The organism is Spirosoma horti, assembly GCF_054776595.1.
In genome coordinates this window covers 88,203-110,073 of the sequence record NZ_BAAHBQ010000010.1, presented here as the reverse complement: position 1 = coordinate 110,073, position 21,871 = coordinate 88,203, and the positions used below count along the sequence as shown (strand labels likewise).

23 protein-coding genes are annotated in these 21,871 nt (G+C 47.8%); 6 read left to right on the top strand and 17 right to left on the bottom strand.

Features of this window, described 5'->3' with window-relative positions:
* The first annotated feature begins 633 nt into the window (after positions 1 to 633).
* Positions 634 to 1,752, top strand: a complete 1,119-nt coding sequence (locus tag ACYVAM_RS27490; protein WP_461073106.1) for a RepB family plasmid replication initiator protein — start codon at positions 634 to 636, stop codon at positions 1,750 to 1,752.
* Between the two features lie 530 nt (positions 1,753 to 2,282).
* Here ACYVAM_RS27490 and ACYVAM_RS27485 read toward each other — a convergent pair.
* From ACYVAM_RS27485 to ACYVAM_RS27410, 16 genes are all read right to left on the bottom strand, one after another.
* Positions 2,283 to 2,915, bottom strand: coding sequence for a hypothetical protein (locus tag ACYVAM_RS27485; RefSeq protein WP_461073104.1), 633 nt, complete (start codon positions 2,913 to 2,915; stop codon positions 2,283 to 2,285).
* A 26-nt stretch (positions 2,916 to 2,941) separates the two neighbouring features.
* Positions 2,942 to 3,961, bottom strand: a complete 1,020-nt coding sequence (locus ACYVAM_RS27480) for a hypothetical protein (protein ID WP_461073102.1) — start codon at positions 3,959 to 3,961, stop codon at positions 2,942 to 2,944.
* A gap of 154 nt (positions 3,962 to 4,115) precedes the next feature.
* The gene (locus ACYVAM_RS27475; protein ID WP_461073100.1) at positions 4,116 to 4,532 is read right to left on the bottom strand and encodes a TraQ conjugal transfer family protein; all 417 of its coding nucleotides are present in this window, start codon (positions 4,530 to 4,532) and stop codon (positions 4,116 to 4,118) included.
* A complete protein-coding gene (locus tag ACYVAM_RS27470; RefSeq protein WP_461073098.1) occupies positions 4,529 to 5,125 on the bottom strand; it encodes a conjugal transfer protein TraO in 597 nt (198 codons plus the stop codon). Before ACYVAM_RS27470 ends, ACYVAM_RS27475 begins: the two co-directional genes overlap by 4 nt.
* Positions 5,122 to 5,988 carry a conjugative transposon protein TraN gene (gene traN, locus ACYVAM_RS27465; protein WP_461073096.1) on the bottom strand — a complete coding sequence of 289 codons (867 nt, stop codon included), beginning with the start codon at positions 5,986 to 5,988 and terminating at the stop codon, positions 5,122 to 5,124. Before traN ends, ACYVAM_RS27470 begins: the two co-directional genes overlap by 4 nt.
* A 115-nt stretch (positions 5,989 to 6,103) precedes the next feature.
* The gene (gene traM, locus ACYVAM_RS27460) at positions 6,104 to 7,345 is read right to left on the bottom strand and encodes a conjugative transposon protein TraM (RefSeq protein ID WP_461073094.1); all 1,242 of its coding nucleotides are present in this window, start codon (positions 7,343 to 7,345) and stop codon (positions 6,104 to 6,106) included.
* Positions 7,346 to 7,347: 2 nt separating this feature from the next.
* Entirely contained in the window at positions 7,348 to 7,662 is a 315-nt protein-coding gene (locus ACYVAM_RS27455) for a hypothetical protein (protein WP_461073092.1), read from the bottom strand.
* A complete protein-coding gene (gene traK, locus ACYVAM_RS27450; protein WP_461073090.1) occupies positions 7,659 to 8,303 on the bottom strand; it encodes a conjugative transposon protein TraK in 645 nt (214 codons plus the stop codon). Before traK ends, ACYVAM_RS27455 begins: the two co-directional genes overlap by 4 nt.
* Positions 8,304 to 8,305: 2 nt before the next feature.
* On the bottom strand, positions 8,306 to 9,475 hold the full coding sequence (locus ACYVAM_RS27445) for a hypothetical protein (RefSeq protein WP_461073088.1): 1,170 nt from the start codon (positions 9,473 to 9,475) through the stop codon (positions 8,306 to 8,308).
* 152 nt (positions 9,476 to 9,627) lie between these two features.
* Positions 9,628 to 12,129 (bottom strand): TraG family conjugative transposon ATPase, encoded by a 2,502-nt coding sequence (locus tag ACYVAM_RS27440; RefSeq protein ID WP_461073086.1) that lies wholly within the window; start codon positions 12,127 to 12,129, stop codon positions 9,628 to 9,630.
* On the bottom strand, positions 12,077 to 12,433 hold the full coding sequence (locus tag ACYVAM_RS27435) for a DUF4133 domain-containing protein (protein ID WP_461073084.1): 357 nt from the start codon (positions 12,431 to 12,433) through the stop codon (positions 12,077 to 12,079). Before ACYVAM_RS27435 ends, ACYVAM_RS27440 begins: the two co-directional genes overlap by 53 nt.
* Positions 12,433 to 12,753: a DUF4134 family protein gene (locus ACYVAM_RS27430; RefSeq protein WP_461073082.1), complete on the bottom strand. Its 321-nt coding sequence runs from the start codon at positions 12,751 to 12,753 to the stop codon at positions 12,433 to 12,435. The genes ACYVAM_RS27435 and ACYVAM_RS27430 overlap by 1 nt, the downstream gene beginning before the upstream one ends.
* A 414-nt stretch (positions 12,754 to 13,167) precedes the next feature.
* Positions 13,168 to 13,704, bottom strand: a complete 537-nt coding sequence (locus tag ACYVAM_RS27425) for a hypothetical protein (RefSeq protein WP_461073080.1) — start codon at positions 13,702 to 13,704, stop codon at positions 13,168 to 13,170.
* A 14-nt stretch (positions 13,705 to 13,718) separates the two neighbouring features.
* Entirely contained in the window at positions 13,719 to 14,303 is a 585-nt protein-coding gene (locus tag ACYVAM_RS27420) for a hypothetical protein (protein ID WP_461073078.1), read from the bottom strand.
* Positions 14,296 to 14,766 carry a hypothetical protein gene (locus ACYVAM_RS27415; protein WP_461073076.1) on the bottom strand — a complete coding sequence of 157 codons (471 nt, stop codon included), beginning with the start codon at positions 14,764 to 14,766 and terminating at the stop codon, positions 14,296 to 14,298. The genes ACYVAM_RS27420 and ACYVAM_RS27415 overlap by 8 nt, the downstream gene beginning before the upstream one ends.
* Positions 14,759 to 15,517 carry a ParA family protein gene (locus ACYVAM_RS27410; RefSeq protein WP_461073074.1) on the bottom strand — a complete coding sequence of 253 codons (759 nt, stop codon included), beginning with the start codon at positions 15,515 to 15,517 and terminating at the stop codon, positions 14,759 to 14,761. Before ACYVAM_RS27410 ends, ACYVAM_RS27415 begins: the two co-directional genes overlap by 8 nt.
* Before the next feature lie 452 nt (positions 15,518 to 15,969).
* Between ACYVAM_RS27410 and ACYVAM_RS27405 the strand changes: the two genes are divergently transcribed.
* Genes ACYVAM_RS27405 through ACYVAM_RS27390 form a run of 4 tightly spaced genes read left to right on the top strand, consistent with a single transcriptional unit; the run spans position 15,970 to position 20,135 of the window.
* A complete protein-coding gene (locus ACYVAM_RS27405; protein WP_461073072.1) occupies positions 15,970 to 16,392 on the top strand; it encodes a plasmid mobilization protein in 423 nt (140 codons plus the stop codon).
* Between the two features lie 7 nt (positions 16,393 to 16,399).
* Positions 16,400 to 17,698, top strand: a complete 1,299-nt coding sequence (locus ACYVAM_RS27400) for a relaxase/mobilization nuclease domain-containing protein (protein ID WP_461073070.1) — start codon at positions 16,400 to 16,402, stop codon at positions 17,696 to 17,698.
* Complete coding sequence (locus tag ACYVAM_RS27395; protein WP_461073068.1) at positions 17,695 to 19,704, top strand: type IV secretory system conjugative DNA transfer family protein; 2,010 nt, start codon at positions 17,695 to 17,697, stop codon at positions 19,702 to 19,704. The genes ACYVAM_RS27400 and ACYVAM_RS27395 overlap by 4 nt, the downstream gene beginning before the upstream one ends.
* Positions 19,704 to 20,135: a hypothetical protein gene (locus ACYVAM_RS27390; protein ID WP_461073066.1), complete on the top strand. Its 432-nt coding sequence runs from the start codon at positions 19,704 to 19,706 to the stop codon at positions 20,133 to 20,135. The genes ACYVAM_RS27395 and ACYVAM_RS27390 overlap by 1 nt, the downstream gene beginning before the upstream one ends.
* Here ACYVAM_RS27390 and ACYVAM_RS27385 read toward each other — a convergent pair.
* Entirely contained in the window at positions 20,039 to 20,821 is a 783-nt protein-coding gene (locus ACYVAM_RS27385) for a M23 family metallopeptidase (RefSeq protein WP_461073064.1), read from the bottom strand. The genes ACYVAM_RS27390 and ACYVAM_RS27385 overlap by 97 nt on opposite strands.
* 103 nt (positions 20,822 to 20,924) lie before the next feature.
* Between ACYVAM_RS27385 and ACYVAM_RS27380 the strand changes: the two genes are divergently transcribed.
* A complete protein-coding gene (locus ACYVAM_RS27380) occupies positions 20,925 to 21,857 on the top strand; it encodes a DUF3945 domain-containing protein (RefSeq protein WP_461073062.1) in 933 nt (310 codons plus the stop codon).
* Positions 21,858 to 21,871 lie beyond the last annotated feature (14 nt).

Sequence of the window (21,871 nt, the reverse complement as noted above, 5' to 3'; positions counted from 1 at the left end):
AAGGTTTAGTCGGTAATAATAACTCATAACTACGAGGTTTAATCGGTTTAAATACAAGGTTTGATCGGTGTAATTACCAAGTTTAGTCGGTGCATTTTTTCAAATACAAGGTTTAATCGGTATTCAAAATAATACTAGTATTATTTATTTTTTTATTGTAAAAGTTATATTATAGGACCATTAAGCATAGGGTAGATATAGGCTCAGGGGAGTTTTTGTCCGACAATTACAAGGTTTAATCGGTACAAATGGGACTTCTCTATGTATATTGATGAAGGATTAATTAAGAACATTATTAGATCATATGCATTGATTTCCAGCAATTTACAGAAATGAAGCCTTTCTAGTATAATTCGACTAAAGCGTTAAACCGATATAATTTTGCTTCTGAGTTATATCCTAAAATTATATTCCTTTTTAAAGTACAGTATTTATAGATCGGACAGGTAAGGGTTATAGAGCAAAAACGCCTAGTGTTATCCTAATAAAACCCACCATAGTAACACCGGGGAGCGTCTCTTGGGACGCTTGTGATAGAATTTTACAACGTGACCCAAATTATCTAAATACAAGTTTTGAGATAATCAAACTTGTATTTATGTTTATCTAATTATTCAGACTTGACTATCAGCCATGAACCAGATCCCTTCAGAGCTCCCTAAAATTACAAATTCAGTCTTTAATAAGCACCCGACAAATTACCAATCCAATCTCTTCACAGAGTCCCGTCATGAGTTCACTGAACTCGAAAAGAAGATTGTTGTGCTTGTGGTTAATCAGATTGGCCACATGGCTGTGAAAGGGGAATTAAAGCCGGATAGCAACGTCAAATTTCACATTCCCTATACGGAACTCACCAAGGATCGATATAACCTCATAGCAGATGCAGCGGATACGCTCCAGCAAAAAAGGTTGATGTATCGAAATGATAAGACAAATGATTTTCACTACATCACACCCTTCCCTAGTGTTAAGTCTGCTATGGTAGATGGCCGAAAGGTTATTACCTTGATTATGTTTGCCGAAGTGGTGCCTCACTTTGCTGAACTTGGCCAGCGCTACACTAAGTACGATATTGATGTAATGCTTTCGCTTTCTTCAGTCTACGCGCAGCGGATGTTTGAAATTGTGAGTATGTACCACAATCGGGGGCAATATCAGTTTACCTATCCAGTTGCCGAGCTTCGCATGATGCTTAATTGTCCCGAAACGTATCGATTCAATGACTTTTGCTCTAACGCTTTAGTAGTAGCCCAGCGGGAGCTGATAAAAAAAGCCGACATACACCTAGAATGGCAAGCGACAAAAAAAGAAGGCAAGAAGGTGTCTGAACTGACTTTCTTTGTAAAAACAGCTAAGCAATTAGCGGTTGACGCGGTTAAGCAGGATCAGCAGACTGTCAACAATATGTCAATCAATGAAGCCTATACAACGGCTTGGCAGTTAATGAAGAACTACAAGCTAAAGGGCTTTCAAAAAGACCGCATTTTGTCGGATCATAGCCTATTGGATACCTTTTTCCGAATTGATTCTGAATTAGCCAATGGTGTTCGGCAAAATGTCAAGAATCCAACGGCTTATCTGGTTAAGTCTCTTGGTATCGATCAGTTGAAAGATCCCAAACCAAAGACGAAGCCTGAGTCTAAAACAGCTCAATCAACGCTTTCACTTTTTCCTCAGGGACCAACCCTTCGAAGTGGGTCAGTCAAATCCATAGGTGCTATTTTTGGTGATATGATTATGAACGAATAACTCAATTACGAAAAGAATTATCGAAAAAATTAGTGACTTATGGGGTGCAATAATGATATATCAATTGACCAGTATTGAAACTAAAAATGAAAAATTTGCAAACTTGTAGATTTGTAAACTTGTAAACTTGTTTATCATTTTACTTGTAGAGTAATTTATCATTTTACAAGTTTACAAACTGCTAAGATTTAAAATTCTGTCCATATCACAGCACAGAATATACTGTGCCTCATACGGCTCAATTGAGTACAATTGCCCAACCGGCAAAGAGCTTCAGGCAAATCTTCCCTATTGCCTAAGTCGTTCAAAAAGGCCTAATATGGGCAGCGTTAAAACTAAGACAATCGTTATCAGGATAAGCTTACTATCCCGGCTCAGAGAGCGTTCAACGACTACCAGCGAAAGGAGTAACGAAAGGCCAACTGAGAAAACAACAATAAACAGGGTCACAAGTAACCGGGCAACCTGGTCTCCAGGTCGGCGTTTTTGTAGAAATATGGGTACCATATAAATGTCTGGGTAAGGAGGTGTTATTCGACTAACAGCAAATCAAATGTGCCGGTAACGTCGTAATCCTTCGCTGACGAAGTACCGACGCCGGTACCAAACAGGGCGGCCTGAAATGTACCCTGAATCCGATACAGCTTATTTTGGCCTTCGGCTTTAACGAGCGTCGATTCAGAAATTGTCAAGGTGCCCGATCGGGCCGAGTACAGCTGGGGACCGGGCAGGTTCAGGATCAGATCCGCCTGCGCGCCGGTAGGGGTTGGCTTGGTTTCAAAGCCCATAGGGTAAATGCCCGTTTCAATGGCGTTAATAACCAGCAATTGCCCGTTAGATTGATACGCTGCCGGCACGGCGTAGGTTTCAGCAAACGTTCTGGGCTGCCCAACGGTGAAATTGGCCGTGATATCCCCAATGACGATTTTGCCCGATACACCTGTATAGGTCTTTGTCGAGGCATCCTGAGTTTCTGGCCCCTCGGCCAGTAGGTTTAGTCCACCGCTGAGGGCAATACGCCCGGAACCAACATAGCCGGTCAAGATTGCCGGAATTCGGAGATAACCGGGTAGCTGAGGCTGTGGATCTGGATCTTTCTTACCACAAGTCCACAAGCTTACCGTTAAGACCAACACCAAAACATAACTAGCGTATCGTTTCATTTCCCTTTCCAACCGTGCGACGGTCGCTACTTTTTAGGTCCGTATAAAATCGTTTCGTTACGCGATTGCGTAATGTTCTCGTAACGTTTCTTTACCTCTGAGTTCATATTTGCCCGAAGTGCCATGCCTTTCTGAAAGCATTCGGAAATTCGCGTATGCAGCTCATCGATCATCTTGAGCCGCTCAGCATCAGTTAGCTTTAACGTCTCCGAATCATAATACTCGTCTGGAATTGCAAACTTATCAACGATAGAACCTACTAAACCAGATATGGCACTAGTGTTACCACTGGCTATGCCAGCGATGAGTGAACCCGCCCCTGGTACGCCAAACAATGTGCCAACGACATTGCCTAACAGAGTGAGGGAAGACTTTGTTGTAGCCGCCATCGATTCCTTTAAATTCTTTTCAAAGTCAGCTTTTGCGGCTGCTACGGCACTGTCAAATGCAGCCTTTTTATCTGCTGAAAGGTTATTGATGTCGTCCTGAGATTTTACACCGAATGTCGACATAATACCGTTCATCGTTGAGGCAAATGAGCCAACCATATCATCCGTGGAATTCGCAGGCGATATACTGAACGTCGGCATCGGGGGCAAAGCGATAGGCTTTCCGTCTTTAATTAAAGTACCTAGTTGCGTTTTAATCGCTCCAGCTGTACTCATAGCTTCGTTGAACTGGCTCATATAAGTCCAGATAAAATTGTTTCCCGCTTCCCCAAAGCCAGGATTCGCTTTAGCCAGGGCAGCGGCTTCATTGGTCAATTGCACCCGCATGCCCCACATCTTATCATGCATCTGTAAGATTTCGCCAACCTTGTAATAATTCTTTACACCCGTGGAGACTAATACCCGGGAGTTGAGTTGAGCAACGGTTAACTTATTGAGCCGCTCCTGGAGAATACGGATCAACTCCAGCTTAGCCGCCTGTTCGGTATTGGCGTCCCCCTTCAGGGCAATATTCAATACATCACCGGCGCTCTGGGCATTGACCAGCGAGCTACTAACTAAAAACAGGGTGAGAATGCGAATAAAAAGAGTTTTCATATCTGGTTTGATTTAAGATTGATTACGGCCTAAAGGAAGATTTGCCTGATTGGGATGAGCCTTTTACGAGTATACCCCGGAATGCTTCAGGCAGGAACCGGTTGCGGTTGAGAAGGAAACGTAAAAGCCTTTTCACTTGGGTACGTGTTATCGGTTAGGGTTCGACTTGAAAATTTAATCGGACTGTATCTGGCTGGGTATAGCCCCGCTCCTGTTGAGCGATCAAGACAATTTGAGAGGTACCGGTAGCTTCGGGAGTATACTGCCAGGATGATTTCCCAAGTGGTATGGGAACGCCTACTTTCTGCAGGACGGGTAGTTGTTCCAAATCGCTACCCTTTTCTAGTCGACCCAAGCCAGCCTGTTGATAGAATTGAAGCTGGTAGCCGTATTCCGAATAGTAGGAGTCTGTTAGTAGCTCTAGGGGCAATGCATAACGTTGATGTACTTTAAGTTTTGCCCCTGGATAGGTTGCATTCAACTTGATTCGGTAGTTTGCCCGAATATCTAAAGATTCCGATTGGCAGTCCATGGTTAGCGCGATCAGCGCGAGGTAGATGAGAATTTTCATTTGTATTCGGAATCCGTGTCTAAAATGAATTTAATACCGACGCCCAGATTGAAGCGGGTTGGGATGATATTGGAGCGGAACAGATAGTATTCCTGAGCCCTTACGACCAGAATCGTACGACCAGTCAAAATGTATTCCCCTTCAATTGCCAATGTCGGCCCGACAATCCATTCGGATTTGTTCATCAGCGTAGCGCCCTGCACTTCACCACGGTCCTGATTAATGGACTCATAGCCACCGGCAACCCCGCCCCCTACATTGATCACCCAGGAACGATTGATCAGCCCCATCACCCGCGTGAAGTAGGTTGCCTCACCCAGCCACTGAGATACCGGCACTAACGCCTTATCATAGGCGTAGAATTTCTGATTGAGGTGCACCGTGCCTTTCCAGTACGTATTCAGCGATCTGTATTTGCTATACGACAGACCACCGAATACGCCAAAATTATCCTGACCCGGCAGTTTAAAACCGTCGACTATACCCGCAGATAATTCAATGGTCGTTTGTCCGGCCTGATGGATTTGAGCGCTGGCAACAGTGGCCAGGCAGAGTAGGCTTAGTAGCCCCAGTGTAGTGAATCGATTTTTCATAGGGGACGAGCAGTTGCAAGTTCTTCGGGACCAATTGAAATCGTGAGCTGACGTCCGCCACTTTCCTCCCCTACCTGAACGATCAGGCGACGATCTTTTTCGAGAGTTAGCCGCTCAATGGCAATGACTTTGGTAATCTCATCATGCCGGGGAATAACCATTTCGCTGGCATCAAAAACTCGAATTGGATCGACCGGTACATCCTGAGTAGCGGAGCTCTCCCCTACTTTCTTCATTTGCATGACGTAGGTGCGCAGGTAATCGATGCCATAATCGAGTTTGGAATCATTTTCCATGCCCAGTACCACATACATCACATCATCCTTGTAGAGGATATTACGCAGGTACAGATTCATGCCCTGGGCTTTGTAGCCAATGTGCCGAATCTTTCGGCGGCTGTGCATGGCCAGCTCACCTTGACGGTTCAGGTTATCAGCTAGCCGGGCCTGCGAACCAGAACTTACCTTGGCTGACTTACTGACATCCCCATCGAGCAACACCTTCGTCAGATCGTAGGTTACTGCATCAGGTTGATCCTTGTAGCTGACCACAAAGCTGAACAGCCGTCCGTCGGCCGTTACAATCGTCAGGTTGGTTTCTATGAACGGATTTTGGTGCATGGCTTTCAACCGAAATACGTTCCCTGCTTTCTCCACCGCTTCTCCAGCAATGTCTTTACTGCCCAGATCGGCATAGCGGATTTCATAGGGGAAAATAATGTGCGTGGTCTTATTGGCGCTCACCTGGAGGGCGTAGGAAGGCCGAATCGTTGAATTAGTCATGGGCAGCACAAAGGCCAATTGCGCCATCACTGGGGCCGTGGCTAATGCCAGGCAGAAGGGGAGAATAAACCGCTTTTTCATCGCTGATACTGGCGTGTTTGGTGAATTGAAAAGGACGTTTTTCTTTAATTTTGGATACATTTTTTAACTTTAGTTGAGTATTTTTTAACCTTTAGATTAATTATTCAACTCAAGTTTATTGTGCCTTCAGGAACAGATTGTAGCCAGCCCGTAAGCGAATCGTCGTCTGACGAACCGAATTCGAGGCACTCATCCGGGCCTGATTGGCGACGTTATTAACCAGTCCACCAACCCCCGGAAGTTGTAGTCCCTGAATAGCTGACGATTGAATTTGACCGCTGGCCTGACGCGATAAGCCCGGTACGTTTACGCCCATTGACCCATCCGTGTCATAGACATCCAGATCAAGCGGGATTAGCTGGCCACCCAGTTGCAGACTACGGACAGTCAGCCGTAAACGGTCATCCGACAGCTGACAGATCGCGTGCAGAATTGTGTTGGCGGGAATCGTAACACCATCGGCCGTGATCTCTTTCAGTAGCCGCAGCTTCACCTGCTGGCCATCATGAATCGCCTGATCTTCGTGCACCACAACGGGGATCATCCAGGCAATGACTTTCTTCTGGCCATAGTTGCCACCACTTAGGACCGCGCGGGAAGGCTCTTTTCGAGTACCACCCGTTGGCGCCGTTAAAAAAGGACTTTCAGCCTCAACCGGATCGGATAACCGACTAGCGGTTAAGTTGTCACTTAACCGAACAGCTGCTGCATTGTCTTCAGAACCGGCCTGTACAGGTTGTACCATGGACGCCTGAGTAGCATACGGATTTGGGGGAGGAGTTTGTCGGCTCGTCTCATAGGTCCGCAGTTGAGACTCCAACTGCTTATCCGTACCGGTATAATAGGTACTGCCCTTGGGCGCATCATAATAATAGGCTCCAGGTTTCTCCGCTCGTTTCCGGTTAGATACCCGCTTGGTTGGAACAGATGAATAGGAGCGAGTTGTGCCCGGATCGGAAACTGGTGTAGCCGCAACTGCCAGGCTGGATCGATGTTCAGTAGGTGTACCGGCATTATTCACCGGGATCGCCTTTAACTCTCCAGTAGCAGAATCCCGGCGCGTATGGCTGAAGCTGGAGAGAACCTGGCCAACCGCAGCTTTACCGTAGCCAGGACCTTCCACATCACGGCCGTTAATTTTACCCGTTTTGGCATTGGGCACATTGGCATTAAAGCCACCAGCTCCAGGCTTGCCCGCAGCTATTTCTTCAGCTTTGTATCGCTCCCCTTTCCCACCTCCCAGAATCCAGAATAAAGCAAATACGAAGGGAAGAACGATCCAGGGAAAAACCAGCATGGCCTTCCGTTTCCGAAAGAACGCATCGTCACTGTGCGTTGATGATAGGGCTATGGTCATGGTCAATGAGGGCTTTGTTTCGTTGAATACTGCTTAGCCAGGCTATCCAGCTGCTTAATTTGTTGCTGACGAGCCTGTTGATACTGACTGGCATTAGTTGCGGTTTGCAGAAAGAGCTGCTGCATAGGCTCAATGAGTTGCTGAGGGGAGGCCGCTGGCATAGGTTGATTAAGCCGGTCGATGCTAATAATCAATTTGTAGATTGCACCGCCCCCCAGAAGGAGCATGAGCCCAAAAACAAGGGCTTTTCGCGCGCCATCGGAGAGCTTCATCAGGAAGTCCCCCATTCTGGTGATTAGGGTAGCGATGTGTCTCATTGGCGCAGGCGTTCTTCGATATCAGTGTTATCTACCACGGCAAACTTTTCAATTAGGAACCCATGTGGGTTATACTCCGAACGGCTGACGTTCCGCAGGTATCCACTGGTGATGAGCTTACGAACCGTGATGTTGGTCAGGCGTATGATTTGCTGCCGGGCATAGGTTCGGAAGTGATAGGGGTATTGATTCAGATCCAGTTGAATGCTGTCGACCTGAATTTCCTGCGAAGCCGAGGCCTGAATTAACTGACTGTAATACCCTTTCTCCTTGGTATCCAGATAAAGCCGTGATACACTTTCATCAGCATAAGGAAGCGCTTCATTGATATGCTCCTCAATGCTTTTGGCATCAGGATCGAGCGTAAAAAACAATTCGTGGAACCGTCGGATGTGGTCACGACCTTCTACCGGCCGATTCTCCCGGACATCGTTACGTAAAGCGGCTATGAGCGACTTTCCTTGCTCAACGACGTAGATTCTACTTTCTGAATCCGTTTTGACGGTGTAGGCAAATACCAGGCTTCCTATAGCAATCAGGGTAAAGGCCCCCACACTGACAAAGGCCAGTATGCGAATGTTGCGATACGAAGTCTCCAGATTTCGGAGGGATTTAAAAAAGGTTTGATCCTGAGTGGCCATGATTAATCCTGATTTTTGGTGATGTTCCTCATATTGTTGTATTCCTGTTTGACGGCTTGCCCATAGTAGGAGCCGTAGTTAGAGGCTGTTTGTCCGACCGCCCGAGCAGCTACCAGGGTTGCCCCCAGCCCCATCATAGCTGCCCCGCCAACAACACCCGCCCCAGCTTTGCCAACATCCATCGCTGCCCCACCCATATGACCCGCTGCTGGCATTGCTCCATTCATGACCATAGCCGTCGACATATTCGTCATCCGTTGAAGGGCACTGCCGACGCCGGACGATGAAATGATATAGGAGCCAATCGTGGGAATGGTGAAGTAAGCCAGCGTAGCAATGATCATGAAGACCATGTAAATAAGCTCACCGCTCTGGGCCTCGTCGGGTACGTTATTGACCAGCTCCAGATACTGAAGGGTGATGACTTTTCCCTGGAGGTACGTAACAATCGTTCCCAGGATATTAGCCAGGGGAAACCAGAGCGAAATCTGCACGTACCGGGCAATCCACATTAGATGTGAATCCTGAAACCCGTTGAAGATGGCCAGGGCAAACGAGAGCGGGCCGATGATGGTCAGGACAATTAAAAAGAAGGCTCGGGTTGTCAGGATGACTAATCGGGCAGCCAGGTACAGCGCATAGAACAGATTCTTCAGCATCTGATCAAATCCCTGATTCAAATAGATGCCAATTTTCTCGGCAACTAAGGCCATGTATTGACCTGTTGCGGTCCACATGCTGACTTCTTTCATTTTCTCGTCCAGTTGATTCATTTTCTCAGCCAACTTCTCCATGCGCAATTGCTCCAGTTGCTGAATGCGCGTTGTCTGCACATCGATCATATTCTGAGTGACGACTTCCACCGGTTTGATCAACGCGTCCAGAAAGTCGGTGACAATGGTGAAGTTGAGGACCAGAAAGCCGATGGCGAAGGGCCGCAGCAGGGGAAATACATCGATGGATTCCGCCCGGGCGAAATGACCCAGCACCCGCATACCGATGTATAAGGTTGCAGCAATTGCGGCAATGGACGAGGCCACTGCGCCTAGGTTACCCATCCCCTGCTGCACTTCCGTGTAAGCTGTGGTGATGGCCGTTTCCATGGACGAAAACTTCTGGTAAAAGCCATAGTCCACGTAAGCGCCACCGCCTGGTATTTGTAGTAAAATCATGTCGATAAAAGGGAGATAAATAAAGACGAACCGGGCTTATGTCGATCCGGTAAACGTGAGGGATTAAGAGCAACCAACGCTTACTTTCCTGCAAAAAGGACATTTCCTATAAGTGCCTTACAGATAGACCATTCCTGCTTGCTTAACATCCGTCAGGCCAATTCAGGCTTGCGCCTAGCATCCGCGAAATCGACAATGGCGACCTGGATATCACCCCCATTTTGATTGGTTCGTCGGATAACCTCTGACTTCTCAGGCCCTTCCGTAGTGTAGGCGGCATACTCCTCCAGACTCACTTCCGTGGCATAGACTTTGGCCCGGGCTCCCAAGGCAATAAACACCTCTTTGTATTTACGCCGGGCGTCATTGTCCTTGTTGACCGACAGAATCAGTTGCTTCTGTTTTTCGGAAAGACCCAGCAGCTGGCGAACCTCTTCAAAGCGGTGCTGATACTTGCTCTGATCAAGTAGGATCTTACAATCCGAATTGTTGATAATGGCATCTTTGACGATGGTGTTGCCGATGATATCATCAATCTCCTGAGTCACCACCAGAGCTTCTCCAAAGTGTTTACGAACCGTTTTGAACAGATACTTGATATAATCCGCCATCGATTCTTTAGCGATCGCTTTCCAGGCTTCCTCGATGACCATCATTTTACGTACCTCGATGGGCAGGCGTCGCATCTTGGAGACAAAGGTTTCCATGATGATCAAGGTTACCACCGGGAACAGGATCGGGTGATCTTTGATGTTGTCCAGTTCGAAGACAATGAACCGTTTGTTCAACAGGTCCACGTTCATATTCGAATTGAGCAGGTAGTCATATTTGCCACCCTTATAGAATGGCTGCATGGTGATGATAAACTGCTCGATGTCGAAATATTTATCCGTGTACTTCTTTTCCTTCAGGAAAGCCCGAAAGCCATCGACGTCATTACAGTATTCATAAAAGCCATTAAACGAAGCCTCTGATTTCCTCTTTTTCACCTGTTTGATAAATTCCTCGACGGCATCCGAAAGCGCTACTTCTTCGGTTCTGGAGAAACTTTCGGTTTCGTTTTTCCAGAGCGTTTTTAGCAGGGTGTTGATCGAGGTTATTTTATCAATCGAATAAAAGCCATCCTCCACGTAGAAGGGATTGAACGTAATGGGCTTATCCTCTTCATAGGTCAGATAGATGCCATCCTTACCCCGCGTTTTACGGCGCACGAGCTCACAAAGACCCCGGTAGGAATGGCCGACGTCCACCAGCACAATGTGCGTATCCTGTTCATAGTATTGGCGTACCAGGTGATTCATGAAAAAGGATTTCCCTGATCCGGAGGGGCCAATCACAAACTTGTTGCGGTTGGTTACCCACCCTTTATTCATTGGCTCATCTGACAGATCTACCCAGACCGGTTTACCCTGACGGTCACAGAGCCGTATACCAAACGGGGAGACTGAAGAGTGATAAACCGACTCCAGGTTAAAGAAGCAAACGGCCTGCTCGACGAAGGTATAGAACGTCTCATCGAACGGCAGATCACCGGCGTTCCCTGGTATACCTGCCCACAGCAAACGGGCTGCATCCATCGAATTCTGCTTGGGCAGACAATCCAGCTGAGCGATAGCCGAGGAGGTACGGGCCCGCAGGTAATCGAGTTGTTCAGGCTTTTCGGTCCAGACCATCACATTAAAATGTGACCGGCAAACCGTGCGCTGATTCTGAATGGCTTCCTGAATGTAGCGCTGTGTCCAGTCCCGGTTAATGCCGTTCTCGGACGAGAATTGCGAAAGGGAATTCAGGTGCCGGGCCGTCTGTTCAAACTCCCTGAGGGCAGCCTGGGCGTCATCCAGACAGATATACTGATTGTAGACATGGTTACAGGGTAACATCAATCCAACCGGTAAGACGTTGCCGACAGCAAACTGTGTACTATCCGAAGAAAGTGGCCCATAATTGGCCATCACGTCGACTACCTGTGGCATCGTCTCTGCATCCGATATCGTAAAGCACATGACCTCTTTGGAGCCAATACGTACCCGGCCGTCGATGTCCCAGTCTTCCAAAATGACTTTCTTCGTCCCATCGGGCTGAAGCCGGAAATAATTGGGAACAATACCCCGATCCCCTTTCTTACTAACCAGATCCTCATCGGTTAGCCGTTCGGCCGTGATACCGCCATCCAGCAGGATTCGTTCGAACTGAGAAATAGCATCAAAGAAGGGTTGCAGCTCACGCTGGGTCATTTGTTCCCTGGGTACCAGTCGACGTTTGGTCAGTGAATGCTGATTGCTCTTTTGCTTCTGGCGATACTTGGGCAGTTTTGAAATGTAGAGATAGCAATGATGATTCAGAAACGGCCGCTCGACGAAGTGTCGCTGGAAGGCCTGGGTCAGAAAACTATCATCCCCCTGCTCATGATCGGGTTGATATTTTTCCTCAATAAACCAGTCCTGTTTGTGAATCACGGTACCAATCGGCATCAGCTTGATCGCCTTGGTTAAGGCATTGTGCAGCGATCGGTAATCGTCAGCTGACAGCGTAAAGATTTCGGGCAGGTTCAGTCGAAACCCAACAGTAATATCAGCCATTTTACTGACCAGGCAGTTGTTCTCAACGGCCAGTAGTGGTAGCGCGGCTTCGAGACTTCGGGCGTTTAGTTTCACGGAGTTGGGCGAATGGTTTGGCGGAGGTGATCAGAATTGCCTTAGGTTGATTGCGCGTTGCTTCGAGCTTCAAAAGGCCCGATACGCCGTGTTTTGCGGAAAGTCGCATGCAGTACCAGATCCCACCTATCCCACTGCCCACCACAATGAGCGTGGCCAGGTAGGTGTTTAGACCAAAAAGCCCGTAGAGGATCAGAGCGAGTACCAGGCTGCTGACAATGATGCCAGCCGATAAATACAGATACGTGCCTTTTAATCCCCTAAATTCTACGGGCTTTCCGATACCCTTGTTGATTTCCAGCATTAACCGAAGAAGCTGGTTAGAATAGCGCCGACAGCGACCAGGAAGAGGGCCGCACCAAACCAGCTTACCATGGCTTTCTGCGTGTCTGGATCACCATTGTGCATTTTGCTGTACACCCGGACAGCACCAATCAAGCCGATGACTACCCCCAGTGCCAGAATAATGGTCTGGGCTGCCGTGCCGTAACTGCGAATGGTTGTAGCCGTAGTGTTCAGTGCAGCGGCACCATTACCCTGCTGGGCATCTGCCAGCATCGTCATAAACATCAGGTCAATCGTCAGGGCAACCTGCATACCCAAAGTAATCTTGCGGTTACGCATAAAATTGAAGGAGTTGGTAAAAAATTGGTTTGAAAAATAAGAATAGTATATATTCTGCAACTAAATTACAGGTAAATTTTAAATTCAGTAAAAATAAATAAAAATTATTTGTTTAGAAAAGAATACAATCTATACAATCTATTAATTATCAGTAATTTAACTATATATTCTAAAATCTCAATTATGGAGTCAATCAGTGCTTATCCCCTACCCTATCCGATTTTAAAGCCAAAAATAGGTTTATTATACAGTTAGTGACATAGAATATTATCCATGTAAATACATCTATTGTATATTTTTACTTTTACAGTTATAGAATTTATTATTTTTGCTTTATCGGATTGCAGATTAGGGCAAACAAAAAAGGCCAGACATATCGGTCTGGCCTTTGGGAACTCCTAAAACGAAATAGGCTTACGCTGTTTCGGCAAACAACTCATCCAGGTAATCATAGCGCCGGATCAGCTGTCGACCAGACCGTTTTTGGGACGGTGAGCGTTCATTGACATCTTGAATCAACGACTTTAAAGAAGGCTCTTCTGTATAGATGAGCGGAGCCTTAGGACGAGTCCAGTATACCAGGCAGCGGAAGCCGACGTACAGCGCGAAGGCCAGCAGCCAGGTTAGCCCGATTGGTCCAACAACATGCTCCTGGTGAAGTAGTGCCAACAAGCCAGCCAGCAAAAGGAAGCTACCCCAAAGAATGGCAAACCGAACATGCGCCTGATTCCAGAAGATAAAGCGCGATTTATGATAGGTCTGCTCATCGTAGCCGATCAGAATGGCCAGTAACAGCTTCGCCAGCGCATGCATTCCGCTCTGGGTCATAAAGGCGATCACGCGTTCGGAACCAAGGGCTAGCCACCAGGTCAGCCGGAAAGCAACTACGAGCAATCCCCCACAGAAGATTAGGGCAAGGATGCTCCAGAAATTGAGTGTCGTCAGGATCATGATCGATTCGGTAATTAACGGGTAAAGGCAAGGCCAGCGAATGCGGAATGGTTCTGCTGTTGGTTGATAACCTCAGCCAGATTAGCGGCAACCACGTCGGTTGGATCATCCGGTATCAGTACTCCCTCGTCATTGGCCTGAAGTCGCTGGGCAGCGCTAATCAGCTCCGCTACCGATTGTTCAGCAGGGCGCTCAACATCGGCCAGAATAGGCATACTGAATTCAGACGGTTCATCCTGATCAAGAGCGATGCCATTCAGATCCGGCTCAGCAGCCTGAGAAGTCGAAACGGTTGGTGAAGGGGTCTGGTACGTTCTGCCCTGGGACATGTGCTCGGGTTCGGGAGTCACTTTAGGAGCAGGTGCCGACTCAGACTGATTACCAGTAACCGGCGCGTAATGACTAACTGCATAAAGTTCTGAATGATCAGCTTCTTCCGATTCATCCTTACTGGGTTGCGTGTCAGGTTTATTGCCCCTATTGCTGATCCATTCCCGGATATCTTCCCGGTAGTATTTGATCAGTACGTAAGCGTAATAAATGATGAGTGCGACGAGGACTACTTTAATAAGATCTCCCCAGGAATATTGACTAAGCATGGCTTTGTTGTTCACGCTGGTAGGTCTGATCAAGAGCCTCCAGCAGGTTATACAGAATAGTATTCATGGGTTTGCGGTGCTTGAAAGCAATCTCCCGAAGAAGCTCGTGATGTTTCTCCGCGATCCGGGTCATCTTGGCAAACGTTTCCTCTTCGGGAGCTTTAGTACCAAGAATATCATCCATGGACAGCGTGCCACTCCGCTTCCGGGCAGCCTTGGTCACTGGAGTTACTTCAGCCTGAACCGTGGCGACTGCTGGTGTACTGACCAGAACTACCGGTTCAACTGCGGACGCTGGTGCAGGGATTGGCTGAGCCACGGCCGAGGGTGCCGATTCCACTTCTTTTTCAACCGGTTGGCTACTGACTTCCGGAGCGGCCGGGACAATGGAGTTGGCAAACTTGCTGACGCGTTTTGAATTGTTTTCGCGAGCTACATCGGAAAGGCTAGGCTTGTTATTCATGGGACTGAAGATTTGGTAACAACGATTCGATTTCAGTAAACAGGTCTTTGAGGCCACTATTCCTCAGGTAAGTCGTCGGCATCGGAAATAAGGTCGAGCGGTTACCTTGATCCTGATAGGAGTCCCGTTGCGGAATCCGGCTTTTCAGGCAAGCAAACCCATACTGGGCAAACCGCTCCTCCAGCTGATCGGCTAACTCGCCATCCCGGGAAGGCTTGTACTTATTCCACACAACCCGGCAGCGATCAGTAGGCAATAGGCCTACCTGTTTGATAGCCGTCAGGAAATTAAAGCCAGTGGTCACCGAGTATTCGGAGGTCTCCATAGGTACCAGCAGATAGTCCAGTTTGCCAATGGCCAGGTCGTATCCGTCGACGTCAATGTTACCCGGCATATCGATCAGCACCAGCTGCACATCATCGGGGAGTTTGGCCAGCAGGCCAGGCACGTTCCGCGGGTTTCCCGAAAGGATTGCGTAGGGTTCAATGTCCTGCTCATCAAGCCGGGTTGTGGTCTCGTCATCCATATTTTCAACTTCTCGGAGCCGCTGATTATAGACCGACAACTGTGAGCCATCGACGTCTAGCAAAGCCACCTTGATACCCCGTTTGTAGTGGAGCCAGGACGCGACTAAAACCGATAGGGTTGTTTTTCCCATTCCACCTTTTTGGGTGGCGAAAGCAAGGACAGTAGGGGTGCCTGAAGGCAGGGCAGCAGTCACCGGCTGGGACTCTGGAGTAGGGGTGTTCATGAAGGCTTATGTTTGATAACGGGGGTAAAGGAATTACATATTTTACAACTTTACAAATTTACTTGATAATTAATTACGTAATTACTTAATAAATTAATCAATTACGTAATTTACAAATTTACAAGTAAAGTACGTAATTAGTTAACAGAGAAGACGTAAGACCGCAAGAAGTAAATCAGTTTACAAGTTTACAAGTCAATTAGTTTATTGACGTGCTGCCCTGTACTCACGCACAGAACCCTGTTGCGTAGTTTACTATTTTACAAGTTTACAAGTAAACTCAAAAAAAGAGCCTTAAAAAGCCCGCCTACGATTACAAATTCTGCACCTGAAAACAGGATCGCGTTACGATAGCAAGATGTGTTTTTGTCGGACAAAAACCTCTGCCCACATCAAAAGTGGGCATTCACTAACAGGCCTTCGAAGTCGGCCTGTTTAAATCAAAAATCGCTATGGAAAACAAATTATATCGGGGTGGAAGGCCCGAATTGCCAGAAGAGGAACGGAGTGACTTCAAAGTAACCGTTCGATTCAATCAACAGGAATATACGCTACTTAAGGAACGCAAGTCAACAACGAAAGCCAAAGACTTATCCGCTTTCATTCGGGACGTCTGTTTGCAAAAACCCTTGCTGATGAAGACGCAATTGGATTCCTATCAGGACGAAGCATTGTCACTTTTAATTGAAATGAGAGCCGATCTATTGCGCATTGGTGTCAACATTAATCAGTCTTCCAAGCGGATTAACAGCACTACGGATTACCATGATTTACAGCGTGACGTCAGTAGTATGGCTGGCAATATGAGCCGCATCGATCAGCAGCTGCAACAGCTTATGCAGATCCTATCAGGAGAGTCTCAACCTGTTTATTGAAAGCCCAATGGTCGTTCGAATAAGTAGCGGAAGTTCACCCACCGGTGCGGTATGTTACAACGAGAACAAGGTTGGGAAAGGGGAAGCAGAACGACTGGCTGTGCGCAATTACCGGGGTGTAAAATTGACGGTGCAGGAACTTGGTTTAGCCACCGTAGCTGCCAAGCTGGAACAGCAGGCGGACCTAAATCCGAAAATTAAAAAGCCAACATTCCACGCCAGCTTATCCCTGGCTCAGGGAGAGAAGCTAACACCAGCGGAGATGCTGGCCATCGCCGATCGGTACATGGATGGGCTGGGTTATGGCAAACAGCCCTACGTCGTTTATCAGCACTTTGATACATATCATCCACACCTGCACATCGTATCGGTTCGGGTCGATAGTGCTGGTAAGAAGGTACCTGACACCTACGAACGGGAACGCTCCAACAAGCTGCGTCAGGATATGGAGAAAGAGTTTGGTTTGCAGGTTGCTGAGAAAGCAACCCTCCGCCCGGAGCGTGCCCAATTGCAACCGGTCGAGTACGGCAAGGGGGATTTGAAACGGGATATATCGGCCGTCGTGAATGGGGTTTTAAAGGATTTCACCTTCAGCAGTTTTACCCAGTTCAATCAGCTACTCGGCATTTACAACGTGAAGGCCACAGAAGTGGCTATGGCGGGTAAAAAGCCCGGTCTGGTGTATTCAGCCATCGATAAGGACAAAATCGCTCAGGGGGCCGCATTTCGCGCCAGTAGCCTGCCGCAGCAACCAACCATGGAAACCATCAATCGTCGGATGAATGCCGGTAAGAAAGTCAAAGGGGACCGGGTAGCCCGGCTCCGATCACTGACTGAACCAATCCTGAAGGAAAGCAAATCATGGGATGGGTTTCAACAGCGCCTGTCCAAAGCTGGAGTGGAAGTGATTCCGCATCTGGGAAAGGACGGTAATCTATTCGGTATCTCGTTCATCGATGTTCGACAGCGGGCCATTTATACCGGGAGTGAAGTAGGGAAAAGTTTTACGGCCGGATCGCTGAAGACTCAGTTGGGGGAAACCTACACCCCACCCAGTCGGCGTGAAGTGCCAGAACCAAAACAGAAACAGAGTAGGGGAGAAGATCAGGAAAAGTACGTCAGAGAATCGAAATCAGAAAACGAAAAAGTCACCAATCAAAAACAGGAAAAGGAGTCCGAGCCTATACATAATCTAGACCTGGTAAAGCAACTACTGTACGCCATCGGACGAGGTGGGGATGAGCAGGAAAGTGAACAAGAATTAAAGAAAATGCTTAAACGAGCCCATAAACACCGATTGTCATGAGAGACGACCGCAAACAACTCAAGCAAAGTTCAGAAATTGTATTATGGTTTGGGCTGGCTGCCCTGGCCTTTCATCTGTACATCGAGCTCCACACGTTTTGGAGCAGTTTTAACCTGGCACATCCCATCAGCGATGGGATGTTAGACAAGCTGGTCCGCAATTCACCGAAGCTGGTGGACCATTACTGGGTTAAGTTATTTGGCGGGTTCTGCATCGGGTATTACAGCTTTTCCAATCGAGGGGTGAAATCAGTCACCATGACGCTCAAAGGCGTCTCAACCGATATTGGCTTGGGCCTGCTGTTGTATGTTGGCAGCATTCCCATGCTGAATAGTGACTGGCTACTAGAAAAGCTCGGCGTTTTTGGCCTAAGCCTGAGTTACCTGGTGCTGACAGTCGCAGGTGTACTCTACATCATCAAAGGGGCTCAGGGGATCAACCGGCTTTTGAACTATAAGCCCGGTGAGGATGAAATGAATGAAGAAAACGAAACCTTTCTTCAAGAAGAGCGGCTACTGGAGAACCCCTATTCGGTCAACCTGCCTACTCAATACACCTACAAAGGAAAAATTCGCAGAGGCTGGTTAAACATAACCGCTCCCTTTCGGGCGTTGCTGGTCATGGGCATTGCCGGTTCCGGTAAATCGTATGGCATAGTCAACAGCGTTATCCGGCAACATTTATCCAAAGGATTTGCGATGTATGTCTATGATTATAAATTCCCTACGCTGTCGCTGGTGACCTTTAACGCCATGATTCGCCATAGAAAGCAGCTGGCTAAAAACACCAAATTTTACTGCATCAGTTTTGAATTTCCCCAGAAATCGCACCGGTGCAACCCCTTGCACCCCCGGTATCTTCCAAACCGGGAAAGCGCAGGCCAGACGGCGCTAGCGATGATGCTCAACCTCAATAAAAAGTGGATCGATAAAGAAGGAGAATTCTTTGTTGACTCACCGGTTAGTTACGTAACGGCCCTGATCTGGTTTTTGCGCAATTACCAGGGGGGTAAATATTGCACTGTGCCACACCTGGTCGAACTGGTCAACAAAGGTCACCGTAAGATCTTTCCGATCCTAGCCAGCTACGAGGATTTAGAAGTAAATATGGCCCCGTTTATTGCGGCTTATGAAGATGGGGCCGTAGATCAGCTGTCGGGTCAGATGGCCTCCTCTCAGATTGGATTCGCCCGGATGTCAAGCCCGAACCTCTACTGGGTCATGAGCGGCAATGATTTCAACCTGGATATCAATAATCCCAAAGAGCCAAAGATTCTATGCCTGGGCAATGATAGCAAAGTGGAGAAGGTATATGGAGCTGCCTTGGGGCTGTATAACTTCCGGGTACTGGAATTGATCAACCAGCAGAAGTTGCATCAAACGTCGGTTGTTATCGATGAGTTGCCGACGATTTATTGCCCTGACTTATCAAATCTCATTAATACGGGTCGATCAAATCGGGTGGCCGTGACCATTGCCATGCAGGACTTTGCCCAATTAGAAGAAAAGTATGGCCGGCCTCAGGCAGAAGTCATCAAAAACACCTGTGGTAATATCATCAGTGGCCAGGTCTACGATAAGACCGCAGAAGCCATGCAGAACCGATTAGGTAAAAACGTGCAGCAAAAACAAAGCATTAACATCCAGTCGGAAGATACTACGCACGGCATATCGACCGAACTGAACTACATGGCGCCAGCGGCTAAAATCGGCAGGCTATCTCAGGGTGAAGTCGTAGGCGTACTGGCTGATAACAAAGGGCAGGAGAGCCGTAATAAAGCCTTTAATGCCCTGGTGTTAATTGATGATAAGGATTTCCAGGCGGAGCAGAAAGTAGAAGAATTGCCCAACTTTTCTACATTTGCTCAGCAGAGCCTGGAAGAGAGGATACTTGAGAACTACAAACAGATCAAAGCTGACATCAATGAGCTGGTCGAATCGGAACTCGCAAGACTCGAAAAGGAAGTAAAGAAGGCTCCTAAAAAACCAAAAACTGGAGACGAGTAATGGCGGACGTAATTGGCGAGCGGTTGATCAACCTGCGAAAACACCTAGGCGAACGACTGGGTACCAAACTAACTACCCAGGATGTTGGCGAGAAGTGTGGTCTGGAGAAGCACAAAGTATACCGGCTGGAAACCGGACTGTTAGGCACCACGCATAATCTGGTAGACCTGCTGCTGTTTTATCGCAGCCATGGTTACAATCTCGATTGGATCATGATACCCGATAATAGCCGCATCCCCATGATGCTCTCATCGGGAAAGGAACTGTTGAAAATCAGTGATCAGATCCACCAGTTAAGCCGCCTGTTAAATAAGGGCTATACTGATCTAACCACTCAATTACGTGAGTTGGGATACGAACCCTTCGACGATAAAGATCTTCCAGGATCAGAAACGGAATTGCCCGAAGCGGCTTCTTTACTCACATTGTAAAGCCAGAGCCGACGGCGCAGTAAAAAGCAGAATTGAAACGGGTCTACAACGGACCCGTTTTTTTTTATGACGTAGTGAAGATGAGGGCCGGTTGCCAGGCCCGTTCGTCCAACCTTTCCGATCTGCTCACTACGAGTTACTAGTTGACCAGGAAGAACGCAATAGCCCGAAAGGTGACCATAGGTCGTTTCAAAGCCAAAGGCATGCTGTACGCGAATAAATACGCCTAATCCGGGATCATACCCTACATGACTTACTACTCCGGGAGCCGTAGCCTTGACTACCATTCCAGCGGATGCCTTCACATCGACACCGGCATGAAAACGGAGTTGCTTGTGAATCGGATGCTGACGAATGCCAAAGGGAGAAGAAATTCGAAATTGCTCAATCGGCACCTCAACCGGCAGGACGGCCGGCACCGAATCCAGATACATGGAACGGGTGGAAATGCTGGCCAACAGCCGGTCTAGCTGCTGATAAGTTTGAGTTGCCCTCAGCATCGAGACTTCCAGCGAATCCCAAACTCTGAGCATTGAATCAGGATAGACAACGGTTGACGTCTGTGCCGTATCAGGACTCACTACACCGATCAACGAATAAGCCGGGCTTGTTTGTGCAACACTTACCTGCCAGCCTATACTTAGCCAGGCCCCCAAACAAACACAGATTATTTTAAGTAGTTGCATATAATGTAACTATTGAATCACAAATTTGCATATTTTATTTTTACCGTAATTTATTTTTATACATTTACCGAAACTTCGGTTTTCACCCCTAAACATCATGCTCATGGAACAAGCAGCCACTAATTATGCCCGAACGCAGGCCGATGGCTTAGACAATATTGCCCCAACCTCGCTCCAGGGTAAAGCCGCCTGGCAGTATGCGCAGTCTGACAATTTTTTTAGTCCTGAGGAGCAGGCGGCCGTACTTCGCCGGGAGCTGGAGCCTTACCGGGCAGAGCTTGAAACCAAGCTAAATCAAATTGGCTGGGGGCGTGATCACCTGGCAAAACTGCCCGCAATTCAGGAGGCATTGTATTCGGGTCGACCGACCGTTCCCCTGGAAATCAATCTAAGTCAGGATTTAAAGATGTTTGGCTCTTTACGTATAGTCATGACTGAGGCAGGTCCAGACATTCGTATTACACCCCTTCAGCAAACCATGTCGATTCCAGAAAGCATTGGGGGCGTTCGGTTAAGCCCCGCTGAACAACAGCAGCTTTACCGGGAAGGAGCCCTGCCAAGGCCGCTATTGGTCCCCGAAAATGGCACATTCGTTCCCACCTTTTTGCGCGTCGATGAGCAAACCAATACAATTGAGTTATGGCGCGTCAAACCCGAACAGCTACCCACTAAACTGATGGGCATTGATCTGACCAAAGATCAGCAGTTGCAACTGGTTAGCGGTCACCCCGTTCGCTTGAGCGGGCTAATAGACCGGCAAGGTGAACCATTCAATGCAACGGTCAGCATTTCTCCAGCCCGGCAAGAATTGCAATTTTCAGATATAAATCGGCTCGACATGGCCGTCAAACCCGACAACCAACACCGGCAGCAGGTGGCTCAAAATAATGAAGGAGCCAAGACCGATCTAACCCGCAGTCAGGAAGTGGCCATTGGTGCACCGACCATGAGTAACAGCCAGCGGCAAACGGTTGAAAAATTACTGGAGGGAAAGCAGGATCAGCAGCCATCTGGCAACAAATTAAAGGTTCACTAATCCCCTCCACCATT

Bases quoted from the DNA above. Each gene is read 5' to 3' on its own strand.
- ACYVAM_RS27430 (WP_461073082.1), bottom strand. From the start codon at position 12,753: ATGCGTAACCGCAAGATTACTTTGGGTATGCAGGTTGCCCTGACGATT.
- ACYVAM_RS27425 (WP_461073080.1), bottom strand. From the start codon at position 13,704: ATGATCCTGACGACACTCAATTTCTGGAGCATCCTTGCCCTAATCTTC.
- ACYVAM_RS27415 (WP_461073076.1), bottom strand. From the start codon at position 14,766: ATGAATAACAAGCCTAGCCTTTCCGATGTAGCTCGCGAAAACAATTCA.
- ACYVAM_RS27475 (WP_461073100.1), bottom strand. From the start codon at position 4,532: ATGAAAATTCTCATCTACCTCGCGCTGATCGCGCTAACCATGGACTGC.
- ACYVAM_RS27420 (WP_461073078.1), bottom strand. From the start codon at position 14,303: ATGCTTAGTCAATATTCCTGGGGAGATCTTATTAAAGTAGTCCTCGTC.
- ACYVAM_RS27395 (WP_461073068.1), top strand. From the start codon at position 17,695: ATGAGAGACGACCGCAAACAACTCAAGCAAAGTTCAGAAATTGTATTA.
- ACYVAM_RS27470 (WP_461073098.1), bottom strand. From the start codon at position 5,125: ATGAAAAATCGATTCACTACACTGGGGCTACTAAGCCTACTCTGCCTG.
- ACYVAM_RS27485 (WP_461073104.1), bottom strand. From the start codon at position 2,915: ATGAAACGATACGCTAGTTATGTTTTGGTGTTGGTCTTAACGGTAAGC.
- ACYVAM_RS27390 (WP_461073066.1), top strand. From the start codon at position 19,704: ATGGCGGACGTAATTGGCGAGCGGTTGATCAACCTGCGAAAACACCTA.
- ACYVAM_RS27455 (WP_461073092.1), bottom strand. From the start codon at position 7,662: ATGAGACACATCGCTACCCTAATCACCAGAATGGGGGACTTCCTGATG.
- ACYVAM_RS27400 (WP_461073070.1), top strand. From the start codon at position 16,400: ATGGTCGTTCGAATAAGTAGCGGAAGTTCACCCACCGGTGCGGTATGT.
- traK (WP_461073090.1), bottom strand. From the start codon at position 8,303: ATGGCCACTCAGGATCAAACCTTTTTTAAATCCCTCCGAAATCTGGAG.
- ACYVAM_RS27380 (WP_461073062.1), top strand. From the start codon at position 20,925: ATGGAACAAGCAGCCACTAATTATGCCCGAACGCAGGCCGATGGCTTA.
- traM (WP_461073094.1), bottom strand. From the start codon at position 7,345: ATGACCATAGCCCTATCATCAACGCACAGTGACGATGCGTTCTTTCGG.
- ACYVAM_RS27445 (WP_461073088.1), bottom strand. From the start codon at position 9,475: ATGATTTTACTACAAATACCAGGCGGTGGCGCTTACGTGGACTATGGC.
- traN (WP_461073096.1), bottom strand. From the start codon at position 5,988: ATGAAAAAGCGGTTTATTCTCCCCTTCTGCCTGGCATTAGCCACGGCC.
- ACYVAM_RS27480 (WP_461073102.1), bottom strand. From the start codon at position 3,961: ATGAAAACTCTTTTTATTCGCATTCTCACCCTGTTTTTAGTTAGTAGC.
- ACYVAM_RS27490 (WP_461073106.1), top strand. From the start codon at position 634: ATGAACCAGATCCCTTCAGAGCTCCCTAAAATTACAAATTCAGTCTTT.
- ACYVAM_RS27410 (WP_461073074.1), bottom strand. From the start codon at position 15,517: ATGAACACCCCTACTCCAGAGTCCCAGCCGGTGACTGCTGCCCTGCCT.
- ACYVAM_RS27385 (WP_461073064.1), bottom strand. From the start codon at position 20,821: ATGCAACTACTTAAAATAATCTGTGTTTGTTTGGGGGCCTGGCTAAGT.
- ACYVAM_RS27435 (WP_461073084.1), bottom strand. From the start codon at position 12,433: ATGCTGGAAATCAACAAGGGTATCGGAAAGCCCGTAGAATTTAGGGGA.
- ACYVAM_RS27405 (WP_461073072.1), top strand. From the start codon at position 15,970: ATGGAAAACAAATTATATCGGGGTGGAAGGCCCGAATTGCCAGAAGAG.